The sequence below is a fragment of the Saccharicrinis fermentans DSM 9555 = JCM 21142 genome, from assembly GCF_000517085.1.
In the GTDB taxonomy this organism is placed as follows: domain Bacteria; phylum Bacteroidota; class Bacteroidia; order Bacteroidales; family Marinilabiliaceae; genus Saccharicrinis; species Saccharicrinis fermentans.
Genome location: NZ_KI912107.1, coordinates 4,804,176 through 4,817,764 on the forward strand (window position 1 = coordinate 4,804,176; position 13,589 = coordinate 4,817,764).

At 37.9% G+C, this 13,589-nt stretch carries 15 protein-coding genes; 4 read left to right on the forward strand and 11 right to left on the reverse strand.

Annotated elements, in window-relative coordinates; all coding sequences use genetic code 11:
• Positions 1 to 162: 162 nt before the first annotated feature.
• Together CYTFE_RS29060 and CYTFE_RS29065 are read right to left on the reverse strand one after the other, a co-directional pair.
• Positions 163 to 1,074, reverse strand: coding sequence for a M16 family metallopeptidase (locus CYTFE_RS29060; protein ID WP_407689947.1), 912 nt, complete (start codon positions 1,072 to 1,074; stop codon positions 163 to 165).
• Positions 974 to 1,384 (reverse strand): insulinase family protein, encoded by a 411-nt coding sequence (locus CYTFE_RS29065; RefSeq protein ID WP_027473230.1) that lies wholly within the window; start codon positions 1,382 to 1,384, stop codon positions 974 to 976. Before CYTFE_RS29065 ends, CYTFE_RS29060 begins: the two co-directional genes overlap by 101 nt.
• Positions 1,385 to 2,087: 703 nt before the next feature.
• On the opposite strand from CYTFE_RS29065, the gene CYTFE_RS0119785 reads away from it, so the two are divergent.
• The 3 genes from CYTFE_RS0119785 (at position 2,088) to CYTFE_RS0119795 (ending at position 3,537) form a co-directional block, all read left to right on the forward strand.
• Positions 2,088 to 2,366 carry a hypothetical protein gene (locus CYTFE_RS0119785; RefSeq protein WP_027473231.1) on the forward strand — a complete coding sequence of 93 codons (279 nt, stop codon included), beginning with the start codon at positions 2,088 to 2,090 and terminating at the stop codon, positions 2,364 to 2,366.
• A 10-nt stretch (positions 2,367 to 2,376) separates the two neighbouring features.
• A complete protein-coding gene (locus CYTFE_RS0119790) occupies positions 2,377 to 2,787 on the forward strand; it encodes a hypothetical protein (RefSeq protein WP_152541884.1) in 411 nt (136 codons plus the stop codon).
• A gap of 303 nt (positions 2,788 to 3,090) precedes the next feature.
• A complete protein-coding gene (locus CYTFE_RS0119795; protein WP_027473233.1) occupies positions 3,091 to 3,537 on the forward strand; it encodes a hypothetical protein in 447 nt (148 codons plus the stop codon).
• A gap of 214 nt (positions 3,538 to 3,751) precedes the next feature.
• Here the strand turns inward: CYTFE_RS0119795 and CYTFE_RS0119800 are convergent, their stop codons facing one another.
• From CYTFE_RS0119800 to rplM, 6 genes are all read right to left on the reverse strand, one after another.
• The gene (locus CYTFE_RS0119800) at positions 3,752 to 4,975 is read right to left on the reverse strand and encodes an IS256 family transposase (RefSeq protein ID WP_027470518.1); all 1,224 of its coding nucleotides are present in this window, start codon (positions 4,973 to 4,975) and stop codon (positions 3,752 to 3,754) included.
• A gap of 287 nt (positions 4,976 to 5,262) precedes the next feature.
• Entirely contained in the window at positions 5,263 to 6,114 is an 852-nt protein-coding gene (locus tag CYTFE_RS0119805; protein WP_161636305.1) for a tRNA lysidine(34) synthetase, read from the reverse strand.
• Between the two features lie 91 nt (positions 6,115 to 6,205).
• Positions 6,206 to 7,030: a translation elongation factor Ts gene (gene tsf, locus CYTFE_RS0119810; RefSeq protein ID WP_027473235.1), complete on the reverse strand. Its 825-nt coding sequence runs from the start codon at positions 7,028 to 7,030 to the stop codon at positions 6,206 to 6,208.
• Between the two features lie 26 nt (positions 7,031 to 7,056).
• A complete protein-coding gene (rpsB, locus tag CYTFE_RS0119815; protein ID WP_027473236.1) occupies positions 7,057 to 7,872 on the reverse strand; it encodes a 30S ribosomal protein S2 in 816 nt (271 codons plus the stop codon).
• Positions 7,873 to 8,013: 141 nt separating this feature from the next.
• A complete protein-coding gene (gene rpsI, locus CYTFE_RS0119820) occupies positions 8,014 to 8,406 on the reverse strand; it encodes a 30S ribosomal protein S9 (protein ID WP_244880341.1) in 393 nt (130 codons plus the stop codon).
• Positions 8,406 to 8,861 (reverse strand): 50S ribosomal protein L13, encoded by a 456-nt coding sequence (gene rplM / locus CYTFE_RS0119825; RefSeq protein WP_027473238.1) that lies wholly within the window; start codon positions 8,859 to 8,861, stop codon positions 8,406 to 8,408. The genes rpsI and rplM overlap by 1 nt, the downstream gene beginning before the upstream one ends.
• Positions 8,862 to 9,227: 366 nt before the next feature.
• Here rplM and CYTFE_RS0119830 point away from each other — a divergent pair, with 366 nt between their 5' ends.
• Complete coding sequence (locus tag CYTFE_RS0119830; RefSeq protein ID WP_027473239.1) at positions 9,228 to 9,698, forward strand: nucleoside deaminase; 471 nt, start codon at positions 9,228 to 9,230, stop codon at positions 9,696 to 9,698.
• A gap of 82 nt (positions 9,699 to 9,780) precedes the next feature.
• Here the strand turns inward: CYTFE_RS0119830 and CYTFE_RS0119835 are convergent, their stop codons facing one another.
• The 3 genes from CYTFE_RS0119835 to CYTFE_RS0119845 all read right to left on the reverse strand — a co-directional run bounded on the left by CYTFE_RS0119835 (position 9,781) and on the right by CYTFE_RS0119845 (position 13,383).
• Entirely contained in the window at positions 9,781 to 10,575 is a 795-nt protein-coding gene (locus tag CYTFE_RS0119835) for a LytR/AlgR family response regulator transcription factor (protein ID WP_044262945.1), read from the reverse strand.
• Between the two features lie 86 nt (positions 10,576 to 10,661).
• Positions 10,662 to 12,626 (reverse strand): tetratricopeptide repeat-containing sensor histidine kinase, encoded by a 1,965-nt coding sequence (locus CYTFE_RS0119840; protein ID WP_027473241.1) that lies wholly within the window; start codon positions 12,624 to 12,626, stop codon positions 10,662 to 10,664.
• A 151-nt stretch (positions 12,627 to 12,777) separates the two neighbouring features.
• Positions 12,778 to 13,383, reverse strand: a complete 606-nt coding sequence (locus CYTFE_RS0119845) for a riboflavin synthase (RefSeq protein WP_027473242.1) — start codon at positions 13,381 to 13,383, stop codon at positions 12,778 to 12,780.
• Positions 13,384 to 13,589: the final 206 nt, after the last annotated feature.

Below are 13,589 nucleotides of genomic sequence, written 5' to 3' on the forward strand. Positions count from 1 at the left end.
TTTTGTTTTTAATATATTTGTTGTAAAAATCTTCTACGTTATCAAAAGATAAAGCATTGGCATTTTCATAGAGAACTTTGTTAGGATCTTCGGTACAACCTACATACTTCCAATGCGGGATATTTTGGCTAAGGGATCTGAAACCTGGACGTTTATTATTAATTAATTGTTTGTTTGATGTTCTTTTTTATGATGTCCATTCTCTCCGGTTTTTTCGGCTTTTTTTAATGACTGACCCATGATTTTTGGAACTATGACAATAAAATCACCGCCTACCTCTTCAAAATCCATACAATCGGCATCGGCGCTCATCAGCTTGTTGTCATTTACCAATTCATCCAATAATCCGGTTGATGAATAATTGGATAGTAAACGATGACAAATACTGAGTGTTAATTCGTCGGGGTGACCAATAGGTACCGTGTGATAACCCAGAATTCCTACTTTTATAGGCAATAGTCGTTTGTTAACCTGAACTCTTCCTTTATATGGTTTTGTTTTGATTTCTTGTGGCTTAGGTAATTCTTTAGCTGCCCATGTACCAAACTTATTTTTAATCAGAGGCTTGGTTGATTCTGCATCGAAATCTCCTGTTAAAATTAAGGCCATATTATTAGGGACGTAATAGGTCTCATAATAAGTTCTCATTTTTGATAGAGATGGATTTTTCAAGTCTTCGGCGGTGCCTAAAATTGTGCGGTCGCCATAAGGAGTGCCTTTGTACATTTCTTTCATCAGACTCTCCAGAAAGGCTGAACCCATATTATCGGCCTTACGATTTTTTTCTTCGTAGATGGTTTCCAACTCTGATTGAAAAAGACGAAATACAGGGTTCTCGAAACGGTGCGAATACACTTCGAGCCATTTTTCCATCTCTGTTGACGGAAAGGTATTGAGATAACATATATATTCATATCCGGTAAAAGCATTCAACTCATCTCCTCCCATACCGTTGATAATACGAGTTAATTCATTAGGAATAGCATAGTCTGATGCTTTTAGGGAAAGTTCGTTTATTTTTAGCTGAATAGCTTCTCGCTCTTCTTTGTCGGTAGTTTCCCCCCAGTTTATTATATTCTAATGCAATACTGTCAAGGTAAACTTTTTCTTCCTTGTAATTAACCGTACCCATCTTATCGGTCCCTTTAAACATGATGTGCTCAAAATAATGGGCAATACCTGTGGCATCTTCCGGGTCTCTTTTGCTACCTCCTTTTACAGCAACCATTCCCCTTACGGAAGATGTACTATGGTCTTCATTTAGATATACTGTGAATCCATTACTGAGGGTGTATTTTTGTACTTTAAGCGCATCCGGAAATTCTTGTGCAGTAAGTATTATGCCACATAAGGACAATAGGAATATTTGGGCTATTTTAAGCATAGAGATTACTTTTTAAGTTCGGTATTATTAAAGATTGTTATTGGCCTTATCTAAGATAAGTAAAAATCAACAGATGATTATTTGCTGTTATAAAAATACATAAATTATGATTGAAATTACCTGTAAGCAAATAAATTTTGAAACCGGATTATTTTACCATATCTATAATTGTGTAAATAATAAGTTTTCTGTTTCTTTGTGAGATGCAAGGTGTATGTTTAAACTTGCTAATTAGTGAAGCTACATGTGCTTTATTGTATGTTAATGTCTGTATGTCAGATATGAATAAATGATGAGCTTGCATATTTTATATATTGAGGTATATAACGAAGTGACCTAATTAAATGGAGTATTTAACCAAATGATGAACCTAATATGAGTATAACTTACCCCGTCCCATAAGGTAGGTGCTGGACGAAAATGGGTCTTGTTATAAGTAATACTTGATAAACAAGTGCCTGTTGCTAAGATATCTCAGATTATATGTTGTTTGAATCTCGGTGTGTTGTTTATCATCGACTAGGTAGACAATGGATTTAATGGACTAAGGACTGGCCGAGTGTTTGATGCTTCCTGTTGTATAGCTTTGTTATTTTTGGGGTATATAAAATGTCTTTCGTGCAATTGGTAGCTGAGTAAAGGTTAAGACTGTTTAATGGAGAGGTTTAATTTAAAATAGATATAATAACAAAAATTTAGCAAAATGATCAAACCACAAATGATTGCAGCGGTAGTTATACACGCACTAATTGCCTTGAGTTTTCTAGGTGATCCGGAGTATTCGTTTCTATTTTATTTTGTCGCAGCCATCGTGTTGGCTAATGTGATTGGAATTCTTCTTATTGTTTCTGATAAAAAGACGTTAGGAGCAAAAGTATTTCTGATTTCCTCAGCCGTTATGGTGCCTATTGGACTCATTGGTGCCTTTGGAGCTCGAAAAATATTAGATGAAGAAAAAAAGAAAACCTTTTACAATAACTAAAAAAGAAATCATGGAAGCAATAAATACAGTAAAGCCCAGTAAGAAATTCATTAACAAGCAATATATCAATGGAGTTCTGATGACATGTGTTGGTTTGGTGGGTATTGCCATAGGCGCACCACATCTCATTGGATTAGGAATTTTCTTTCTTGTTATGACATCCATTCAAAGTAACAAAGAAATTATCAAGGTTTACGAGCATCATTTAGAAACCAAGTTTTCCGCGTTGGCATCTGCTAACTACATTAAATTCTCTGATCTAAAGCAGGTTGAAAGAGTTAGTGATAAGAAAATATTTGTACATTATATGCAGGGAGATAAGCCGAAAAAGTTTAGGGTGCCGGTGCATATGATCGATGAAAAGGAAGTATCTCATTTTTTGAATATACTTGATTCTAAGATTGTTGCAGTGGCGTCATAGGTCCTTGTTGGAGTAGTCATTGTGAGCTAAGAATTATATTAAAATGCGACTGATAGCGGGTAACAGGAATTATTGTAGTATCCATATTTGACAAAGATTTGTAATGGGAGCCTCTACTTTTAGTACCTGTGCTGAAATCTAGTGCCCTGTGAATTATAGATGGTTTGACAGATTGTTCCATCTCGTTTGATCAGATATCAGATGTTTATTTTTTTTATTATATATTTGTACTCCATAAGGCATTTTTTTTACGAATGCATTCATTTAATTGATAAAATATTTAAGCATTAAAATATATTTTTTATGAGAGTTATTTTTGCACTTTTACTCACAGCTGTTATATCGTTCTCTGCATTTTCGCAGAAATCGAAAAGTGAAATCATTAAGGAATTTTCTTCGGGTGTTATAGATTATGGAGAACTAACATTAAATGAATATTCACCTATTTCTAGCTTTAATAAAATAGCTTACGACCAGGCTGATAAGTCTATTACTTTAACAAAGGAAAATATGGCGAGTGCATTAAGTGAGGCAGTGGCTTATAAAGCATGCTTTATTTCAGTAGGTACATATACCTTGGTTAAGGTAACTGATTTTAATAAAAAGGTAATGTCTGGTTCTTGGGGATGTAAGCTTCCTTTTGGTGAAGGTTATATTCAAAAAGGCACCTTGCTACACAAAGAAGATTATTTAAATAATATCATAGGGGTTCCTAGTTCGCAACGTCGAATGATGTTTTTGTTTAAATAAGTAGAAATAAGCAAAGGGAATGTTAGCTGAACTCTGTCCTGTTGTTTTTTTACGATTTCAAATTAACTCATTATTTTTCTTTTAACCAATTTCTAAAAGCTTCATCGGGGAGCTTATGATTTTTGCCAAGGGCGGCTGAGGTACGAAGCCGTTTATATACCCTTGGCAGAACTCATAAGCGGACCTACCTTCGCTTTTATAATTTGGTGTGTGCTCACAGATTGATAACAAACCTCCCCTCAAACATGATACAAAGCTGCTGGGCTGTCAATGCCCAGTTCTGTATGGGTTGAGTCCACTTTTTCGATATGTTTTCGGTGGCCAGATAAATGAGTTTCATCAAAGCCATGTCGCTGGAAAACGCACCCTTGGTCTTGGTTACCTTGCGAACCTGCCTGTGGAAGCCTTCGACGGCGTTTGTGGTATAAATCAGCTTCCTAATGGGGGCGTCATATTTAAAGTAAGCGGACAGCTCCTCCCAGTTGTCGTTCCACGAGCGCAGCACCACGGGGTACTTTTTGCCCCACGTTACTTCTAGGTTAATCAGCTCGCTCTCGGCTTGTGACTTGGTTGGGGCTTGGTACACTTTTTTCAAGTCCTTCATAAATTCTTTCTGGTCTTTGGAGACCACGTATTTGAGCGAATTCCGAATTTGGTGTATCACGCACTTTTGAATTTCTGTATCGGGGAATATGCTTAATATCGCCTGTGAAAAACCCGTCAGATTATCCGTACAGGCAATCAGGATATCCTTTACTCCGCGGCTCTTTAGGTCTGTCAATACCGACAGCCAGAAGTTAGCGCCCTCGCTTTCGGAAATGTACATCCCTATGAGTTCCTTCCTGCCGCTTTTGTTGATAGCCAAAATATTGTATACGGCGCGCGATACTACCCTTCCCCCGTCCCTTACCTTGTAGTGCATAGCATCCATCCAAACAATGGGGTAAACATCGTCTAGGGGTCGGTTCTGCCACTCCTTGACCTGTGGGATCACCCTGTCGGTAATGTTGCTCAAAACGGTTGGGGAAACCTCAACGTCGTACATGTCCCGGATATATGATCCGATGTCACGTAGGCTCATACCCTTGCCGTAAAGGCTAATAATCTTGGGGGCAAGGCTGTCTGCCAAAACGGTCTGCCGCTTCTTTACTATTTCGGGCTCAAAATCCCCGTGGCGGTCATAGGGCGGTTCAATGTCCACACTACCGCCTTCGGATCTAACCGTTTTGTTACCCTTGCCGTTGCGCTTATTGCCCTGGGAGCGCCGCTCGGAGGTCAAATGCTCGTCCATCTCGGCCTCCAAAGCGCTCTCCAAAAACTCCTTTATAATGGGTGCAAAAACTCCACCCTTACCCGTCAGGGATTTACCGCTCTTTAACTGTTCGAGTGCCATATCACGCATAGCGATATACTCGGGGTTCAATTCTTTTTTTTCCATAATCCTCAAAAATATAATTTTTAAATTATGGACAGAGTTGAGTTTACAGTCTCTAAGCAAATTCTTAATATAATATTTGGTCGGATTTTTTTTCGACCTTTTTTTTTATTTATCCGTCTATATTTTATTTGTCAACATCTATGATCTTGCATCGACCAACCGCAATGGTGTATTATAACTTTGTTACGAGCATTGAAATGGCCTTAAAAGACGGCTTTACTAATGTCTTTCTCTTCTCACGATAGTGCTATGTTGGTCATAAACATACTTCTCTCTTGTGTTTAAAGTTATTTTTCGTTGGGCAGATATTCTTGGTCTATATTACTCATACTCTTAAATAGGTTACTCCTAGCCTGTGGGTTTAGTTTTTCAAATTGGTTAATCCACTGACGGGCAGTATTACGAGAAGTATGGTCTTCGTACGGGCATTCTTTTTTTAGCGAAGTAAATTGTTTGATTTCTGCATATTGAGTCATTTCGGCGTTAGTGGCATAAATTAAAGGCCGTATAAGCAATAACTTTCCATTAAACATTTGTAGGGTAGGGGGTATGGAGGAGATGTTGGCATGCATTACCATATTCATCATCAGGGTTTCAATAGCATCATCGAGATGGTGACCCAAAGCTATTTTCTTGAAGCCGTTTTTAAGGGCAAAGTCAAAGAGTTCTTTTCGACGGTTCCAGGAACAGGTGAAGCAAGGTTTTTTATTTGATTTTTCTTCAATACCGGCATGAGTTGTGATTAAGTGTAAGGTAACATCTCTTTCTTCGCAAAAGGCGGTTAAATAGGCTTTGTCAATCTCGTACGGCACATCGTCAGTAATAATATGTATGGCGTGAAGTTCGTAATGGATAGGTAGAAATTTTCTTCGTTCAGCTAAAATATCAATTAGGGCAAGAGAATCTTTACCTCCTGAAACAGCTATCAGTATTTTGTCATCTGCTTCAACCATTTTATGGGTATTAATGGCTTTACCAGAGATATTGATTATTTTGCGCAGAAAGTTCTTGTTGGATTTTGAAATAGTATTCATAATTAAAGCTAAGTGAAGTAATGGAATGGTATACAATCCCCATTCCCATCCCACATCTGCGATGTGTGACTTTCCCTTACTCCCTGAAGCAAAGGGAAGAGCCATTTGCATCATTTTAATCGACACAACTAGCTTGCAAAAAAAATCCCGGCACTGCATGCAGAACCGGGACTGTATATTTAATAGCGTAAAACTATTAGCTTAAAGATAAACGCTTAAACTCAGTTACTGTAAGATCAGCACTTGCTTCGGTAAGATATTGTTTGATAGACTTTTTGTTATCTTTAACAAAAGCTTGCTCAAGTAATGTAGACTCTTTAAAGAATTTACCCAAACGTCCTTGTGCAATTTTATCAAGCATAGCCTCAGGCTTACCTTCTTCTTTTGCTTTCTCTCTACCAATTCTTAATTCAGTTTCTACCACATCAGCAGGTACAGAATCTTTATCAACGCTTACAGGAGCCATTGCAGCTACTTGCATAGCCACATCTTTACCCACCTGCTCTTCAAAGTCGGCTTGGTTAAAACCAACAATGACAGAAAGCTGGCTTCCTGGGTGAATATATGCAACAACTTTTTCGGCTTCAATCACACCATATTCTTCAATCTCGATTTTTTCACCAATCACACCAATCTGCTCAGTGATAACATCTTTAACAGATAAACCGTTGATTTCCAAATCAAGGATTGCTTCCTTAGTTGTAACGTTGCTGTTAAGCGCTGTTTCAAGGATAGAATCAGCTAATGCTACAAAGCTTTCGTTTTTTCCAACGAAATCTGTCTCGCATTTTAAAATTAAAACAGCGCCTTTTTTACCGTCAGCACTTACGATAGCCCTGGAAGAACCTTCGGAAGTTTCACGATCGGCACGTTTACTAGCCATTGCCTGACCTTTTTTACGGATAATTTCAACAGCAGCGTCGAAATCGCCATCAGTTTCGGTTAATGCCTTTTTACAGTCCATCATACCGGCACCGGTCATTTTTCTGAGTTTGCTTACGTCAGCAGCTTTAATCGCCATGATAATATCTAATTTAGATGGTTCAATTATTCAGTTTTACCTTCTTCTTTGGATGCTTCAGGAGCTTGCTCTTTGGCAACCTCAACTTTTTTAGCTGCTTCTTTTTTGGCAGGCCTGTCTTTTTTAGCCGCCGCTTCAGCTTCACGCTCCATTTTTCTCTCACTTAATCCTTCGCTAATGGCTTTCACCATGATCTCAGTGATTAATTCGATGGATTTAGTAGCATCATCATTTGCTGGGATGATATAATCCAATGACGAAGGGTCAGAGTTTGTATCCACAACACCAAAAACAGGAATGTTTAACTTGTTTGCTTCACGAACTGCAATGTGTTCTTTCATCACATCAATAACAAACATAGCAGCAGGCAGACGTGTAAGGTCGGCAATACTTCCCAATGTTTTTTCCAACTTAGCTCTCTGACGAGTAATTTGTAAGCGCTCTCTTTTTGAAAGGTTTTTCCAAGCACTTGGATCTGCCATCAATTTGTCGATAGAACCCATTTTTTTAACCGCTTTACGGATTGTTGGAAAGTTGGTAAGCATACCACCTGACCAACGCTCAACAACGTAAGGCATGTTAACACCTTTCATTTTTTCTGCGATAATTTCTTTTGCTTGCTTTTTAGTAGCTACAAATAAAATTTTTCGTCCAGATCGTGCGATCTGTTTTAATGCGTCAGCTGCTTCTTCTATTTTAGCAACTGTTTTATGAAGATCGATAATGTGGATACCATTGCGCTCCATAAAAATATAAGGAGCCATTGCTGGGTTCCACTTTCTTTTTAAGTGACCAAAATGTACTCCGGCCTCTAATAATTCATCGAAATTTGTTCTTGCCATTTTTGCTTTTTTAATGTCGTTTACATTCTTTAAATATCAACTCCCAAGTAGTCCTCTCAACCAAAAACCAACCCATATGGGATGTGGAATTTTGGTGAAAAAAATCTTGGCAGTTTAGATACTAAACGCACCCGAAAAATATTAACGCTTACTAAATTGAAATTTCTTACGAGCTTTTGGTTGACCTGGTTTTTTACGCTCAACAACTCTTGCGTCGCGAGTCATAAATCCTTGTGCTTTTAAAGCTGGTTTATTTTCTTCGTCAATTTTTACTAGTGCACGCGAAATAGCTAGTCTTATAGCTTCCGCCTGGCCTTTGATACCGCCACCGTAAATGTTTACCTTGATATCATAATTTTCTGTTACCCCTAATGTTCCTAAAGGTTGAGTTACGATATATTGTAAGATAGGCGAGGGAAAGTAATCTTTTAGATCACGCTTGTTGACAGTAATTTGTCCTTTACCTTCACCTAAATAAATACGAGCCACAGCAGCTTTTCTTCTACCAATTGCGTTTATCACTTCCATACTCATTACTTATATAAGTTTAAATCAATTGTTTTTGGCTTTTGCGCTTCTTGTTTGTGTTCAGCTCCAACATATACAAATAGGTTGGTAAATAACTGACGACCCAAACGAGTTTTTGGCAACATACCTTTTACAGCTCTCTCTACAAGTCTCTCAGGACTCTTTGCAAACAATTGTGCAGGCGTAATATCTGTACGTCCGCCCGGATAACCTGAGTGATAAAAGAATGTTCTTCCTTCCCACTTGTTTCCTGTTAAACGAACTTTGTCTGCGTTGATAATAATTACATTATCTCCACAATCTACGTGTGGCGTATAGTTTGGCTTATATTTACCGCGTAGCAGTTTTGCTACCTTTGAAGCCAAACGACCAACAACCATGTCTGCCGCATCTACTACAACCCACTCTTTATTAGCGGTTGCTTTGTTTGCCGATACTGTTTTGTAACTTAAAGTATTCACAGTCTTCTCTGTTAAAATATTAAACTAAAAATTATTACAAAAATACAGTTTCAAACAGCATAACAATCTGCCTGACAATCTCATGCGTTCCTACTTCCCATCGAAGGTACACTATTAAGTTGTTCAGTCATATTGCCTTAAACTGTTCGGCACGAATAATAATCGGCCGCAAAAGTACAGTTTATTTTTGGTTAAACCCAATATTTTTTCAAAAAGATGTTGTGTCTAAGGTATCATTTTTTAAAAAGTAAGCAGACTGGTAATCTTGGGGTTATGAAACTTTTATTCTGGTGAGGAGCTCTTGGTTTGACATAACTCCAATTGCTGGTAAATAGTTATATTTACTGCCTAATTAAATGTAAAGTGATGAACAAACATAAGGAGTACATGGCGCGTGCTATTGAGTTATCTGTATATAATGTGGAAAGGGGTGGTGGACCCTTTGGTGCGGTTATTGTCAAAGATGGAGAAATTGTGGGAGAAGGTTTTAATGAGGTAACGGCTTCCAATGATCCTACTGCCCATGCCGAAGTTGTTGCCATTAGAAATGCGGCCCGTAAATTACAGAATTTTGATTTGTCAGGCTGTACTATTTATACTTCATGCGAACCTTGTCCTATGTGCTTGGGTGCCATTTATTGGGCCAAAATTGCTCGTATGTATTATGGTAATACTAAAAGTGATGCCGATAGGATAGGCTTTAATGATGATTTTATCTATAGAGAGATAGATAAGCCGCTGGGTGAACGCCAATTATTCTCTGAGCAACTGATGCGCGAAGAGGCTCTTGTGGCTTTTAGATTGTGGAAAGACAGTGGTGATAAAACCGAGTATTAGCTTTTGTATGGGAGTTCAATATTTATTGTGTCTTATTTTGTGCTGCTCATATGGTTTGTATAACGCTTGTGTTGTGTTTTTTTTATTTTGATATTCTGTAGGAGGTAGCTAATGAGAGATCCTTTGCAATGATGTCTTGTAATTTTTGCTTAAGACCATCAAAGCGGCGTGTGTCTGCGGGTATGCTCATCCCATTACTCATGAGTACTGTTTGTGAAAGATAATCTATTTTGTGTACGTGGTTTAAGTTGATCATAAATTGGGTGTGGCATCGGTAAAATTGGTAAGATTGGAGCATGGATTCGTATCTGCGCAGCGGCTTGTTCGTCTCCAATGGTTTGTTTTTGGCAAAGTGAAATCTGGATTTACCATATAAGGATTCGCCACATATGATGTCTGATATGGAAACGGAGGTGATGCTGTCTGAACTTTTTAGTATGATTTGTTTGTGGCTGCCAGGATTGGAAGAGTTGTTGAATAGCGTTTGAATCTTTTTTTCATATCCTTGTTCAATCAATTCGACTATTACTTGGTCTACGGTTACTATTAGCTCGTTGATGTCTAGGGGCTTGTATATGAAGTCTATGGATGCAAAACGAATGTCTTCTAATGCGTATTCTTGATAGGCCGACATGAATATTACTTTGTAATCAAGGTCTGGGGTTCTTTTTATGACTTCCATGGCTGTGCCTCCAATCAAATGTATGTCAAGGATGGCTATTTGTGGATGTACACGGTAGAGTGAGTCGACCGTGTTGTCAACAGAGTCCGATGAGGCAACAATTTCAATAGCGCTAAAGTTTTGCGTTAATATTTTTTCAATGGCATCACATACTCTGTAATCATCATCCGCTATAAGTACCTTGATCTCTTTCATGCGTTTGAATTTTATTCCTTTTTTTGATATATGTAGCTTATATAAATAGCCAATAGTCAGTTTTTTCAACTAAAATATAGCGTGTTTTATTTGGACTGTGCATTTTTATTGTTGGGTTTGATAATGGGTATTTCTATTTTAACGAGTACTCCATTCTTATCTGCAGACTGGATGTGTTGGTCTGTCATTTCAAATGAAGTTCTTTTTTTGGTTACTTTTTCTATTACATGCAGTCTTTCGTTGGTAATTTGAACGGCCATAGATTCGTGTTTAGCCCCATTTATTTTTGCCATTTTGGATCCTGTAAGACCAATGCCGTTGTCTTCAATCTCAATGAGTAGCTTGTCTTTTTTTGTGTAAAAACGAACTTCAACTAAGCCTGCTTTACCTATTGATTTTAAACCATGTTCAATGGCATTTTCGACAAAGGGCTGGGTGATCATTGGGGGGATAAGTATATTCTTGGGATCTATGGATTGGCCAAATTCAATGTTGTAGGAGAATGGTTGTACAAATCGTAGTTGTTGAAGTTTTAGATAATAGTTTAGCATATCTTTTTCTTCATCGAGCGTGACATACTCCCTTTGAGAACTGCGTAAGACTTGTCTCATTAACTTGGCAAAGTCTGATAGAAATTTGGATGAGTTCTCCATGTCGTTCTCTAAGATGTATACTTGTATGGCACTCAGTGCATTAAATATGAAGTGGGGGTTCATTTGGGAGCGTAGCAGGCGTTGTTGCATTACGATGCTTTTGTACCCTTCTTTTAATTTTGTTTGGCGATATATTAAGATGGTTGCAGCGATCAAGGCTAGTATAAAAAAAGCGAAATATATTATTGTCTTTTTTTGTTGAAGTATGAGTTTCTTTTGTAAGCTGGTTTCGCTATGTAATTGTTGAATTTCTGTTTTGGCTCTGGCTGCCTCGTTTTGGGCTGTGAGGACTTCAATATGTCTTACGTTCTCTTCGTTAAATATACTGTCTTTATAGGCCTGTGAAATTTTAAGATGGGTGAGGGCGGCTTTTAAATTATCTACTTTCTCATAAGTCTCAGCTAATAGTCTTGCACAGATCTCAATCTGATATTTGGATCCAATGTCCTGGGCGATGGCGAGCCCTTCTTGTAAATTAGTAATGGCATTGTTGTAATCGTATACATGCATATATGTCTCTCCAAGAATAGAATAGCTGGTTGATACATTGATGCGGTCTCTTGTTTTTTTGTTCAGCACCAAGGCTCGCTTTAAATATTTTAGCGCTTGCCTATAATCTTTTTTGAGTCGGTAGGTGTCTCCTATGCTATTGTAGCAGATGGCCTGTCCTGGTTTTGAGTCTATTTGTGTATTATAATCCAATGATTGGTAAAAATATACCAGAGCAGAGTCTAGTTGACCCAGGTTTTTTAATGCCTCACCAATATTATTGGCGTTGATGGCTTGTCCGAGTATATTGCCTTTTTGTTCGGCCAGTGAAAACGACTTTTTAAAGTATTGCATGGCAGCATGATACCGCTTGAGTCCTAGGTATACGTTGCCAACTCCATTATAGGCTATGCTTACTTGAAATGAATCGTTGGTGGATTCGGCCAGCTCAAGGGCTTGCATATGTAACTCCATGGCCTGACTGTTCTCGTCAATACGTCTGTAAATAACGGCTGTCATATTAAGATAATTGGCCAGTAGAGTCGGGTCATTGATCGCTTTTCCTAATTCCAGCGCTTGGGTGGCATACTGAATGGCAATAGCATATTCTGATCGGTTGCGGTATCTTCTGCTAACGGTATGATAAATGCTGGACAATGGTCTTTTAAAGTTGTTGTTTAGAGCAATGCCTTCTGCTTCTTTTAGATATTCATCAAAAGCCGGAGCAGTGGTGATGTTGTTGTTATAGTAGGTGGAGGACTGGCTTATTAAATGAGCCACAACAAGGGAATCGGTTTCTCTGATGGATAAAGGTATCTCCTCGATCACTGGCTCTTGAGTATTGTCGTTTTTACCGGTACATGCAGCCAGGAAAATTACGAACGCACTTATGTATATGAATCTGATCAAAGGAAGATTTTTTTTGTTGAATTTATGAAATTATACTTATATCCAAAGGCTTGAGGTCTTAGGTTTTATAAATAAGTTATTAACAAGGCGAGTCTATGAGTGGAATATAGCATTAAAAGCCCCGTTATTAACGAGGCTTTAATCTTATCGATTAGTTTTTGATGGCCATTATTCGGCTAATATATTTGCCCAATATGTCAAATTCAATATTAATAATGCTGCCCACCTCTATTTGGTGGAAGTTAGTAAAGTCATGGGTATATGGAATGATGGCTACACTAAATCTATCATCTTTGCTGTTAACAACGGTCAGGCTTACACCATTGACTGTTACTGAACCTTTTTCCACAGTGACATAACCTTGTGCTGCTTTTTCTTGGTTGATATCATATTGGAATGTATAGTACCAACTTCCGTCTGCTTCTTTTACTTCAATACACTTGGCTGTTTGATCTACATGACCCTGAACAATGTGGCCGTCTAAACGACCGTTCATAATCATGCTTCGTTCCAGGTTTACTTTGTCGCCAATTTTTAATACCCCTAAATTAGACTTGTCTAGTGTCTCCTGAATTGCAGTAACGGTATACGTTTTATCGGTTTTTTTTACAACAGTTAAGCAAACACCGTTATGGGCGATGCTTTGATCAATTTTTAGCTCGTTAACAAACGAGCACTCCATGGTGATGTGTAAGTTGCTTTGTTCTTTTTCTAGGCCAACGATAACAGCCGCTTCTTCAACAATTCCTGAAAACATATTTTTAGCTTTTAAATTTATCTAACAACTGCAAAATTAATACTATTTGTCAAATATTCACCTTTGGTAAATGAGTGCAATGGTTGTATGTGTTTGTTAACTGGCTTTGTGTACTTATAATTGTAGTGTTGGTATATGTTTGCTGTAGGAAGGGTGATATTTTCAAGGATAAAGATTAAATGAACGGGTATTTTTTGTTTCTTTGG

Bases quoted from the DNA above. Each gene is read 5' to 3' on its own strand.
- tsf (WP_027473235.1), bottom strand. From the start codon at position 7,030: ATGGCGATTAAAGCTGCTGACGTAAGCAAACTCAGAAAAATGACCGGT.
- CYTFE_RS0119795 (WP_027473233.1), top strand. From the start codon at position 3,091: ATGAGAGTTATTTTTGCACTTTTACTCACAGCTGTTATATCGTTCTCT.
- CYTFE_RS0119800 (WP_027470518.1), bottom strand. From the start codon at position 4,975: ATGGAAAAAAAAGAATTGAACCCCGAGTATATCGCTATGCGTGATATG.
- CYTFE_RS0119805 (WP_161636305.1), bottom strand. From the start codon at position 6,114: ATGGCTCTTCCCTTTGCTTCAGGGAGTAAGGGAAAGTCACACATCGCA.
- CYTFE_RS0119845 (WP_027473242.1), bottom strand. From the start codon at position 13,383: ATGTTTTCAGGAATTGTTGAAGAAGCGGCTGTTATCGTTGGCCTAGAA.
- CYTFE_RS0119830 (WP_027473239.1), top strand. From the start codon at position 9,228: ATGAACAAACATAAGGAGTACATGGCGCGTGCTATTGAGTTATCTGTA.
- CYTFE_RS29065 (WP_027473230.1), bottom strand. From the start codon at position 1,384: ATGCTTAAAATAGCCCAAATATTCCTATTGTCCTTATGTGGCATAATA.
- CYTFE_RS0119790 (WP_152541884.1), top strand. From the start codon at position 2,377: ATGGAAGCAATAAATACAGTAAAGCCCAGTAAGAAATTCATTAACAAG.
- CYTFE_RS0119785 (WP_027473231.1), top strand. From the start codon at position 2,088: ATGATCAAACCACAAATGATTGCAGCGGTAGTTATACACGCACTAATT.
- rpsI (WP_244880341.1), bottom strand. From the start codon at position 8,406: ATGAGTATGGAAGTGATAAACGCAATTGGTAGAAGAAAAGCTGCTGTG.
- CYTFE_RS0119835 (WP_044262945.1), bottom strand. From the start codon at position 10,575: ATGAAAGAGATCAAGGTACTTATAGCGGATGATGATTACAGAGTATGT.
- rpsB (WP_027473236.1), bottom strand. From the start codon at position 7,872: ATGGCAAGAACAAATTTCGATGAATTATTAGAGGCCGGAGTACATTTT.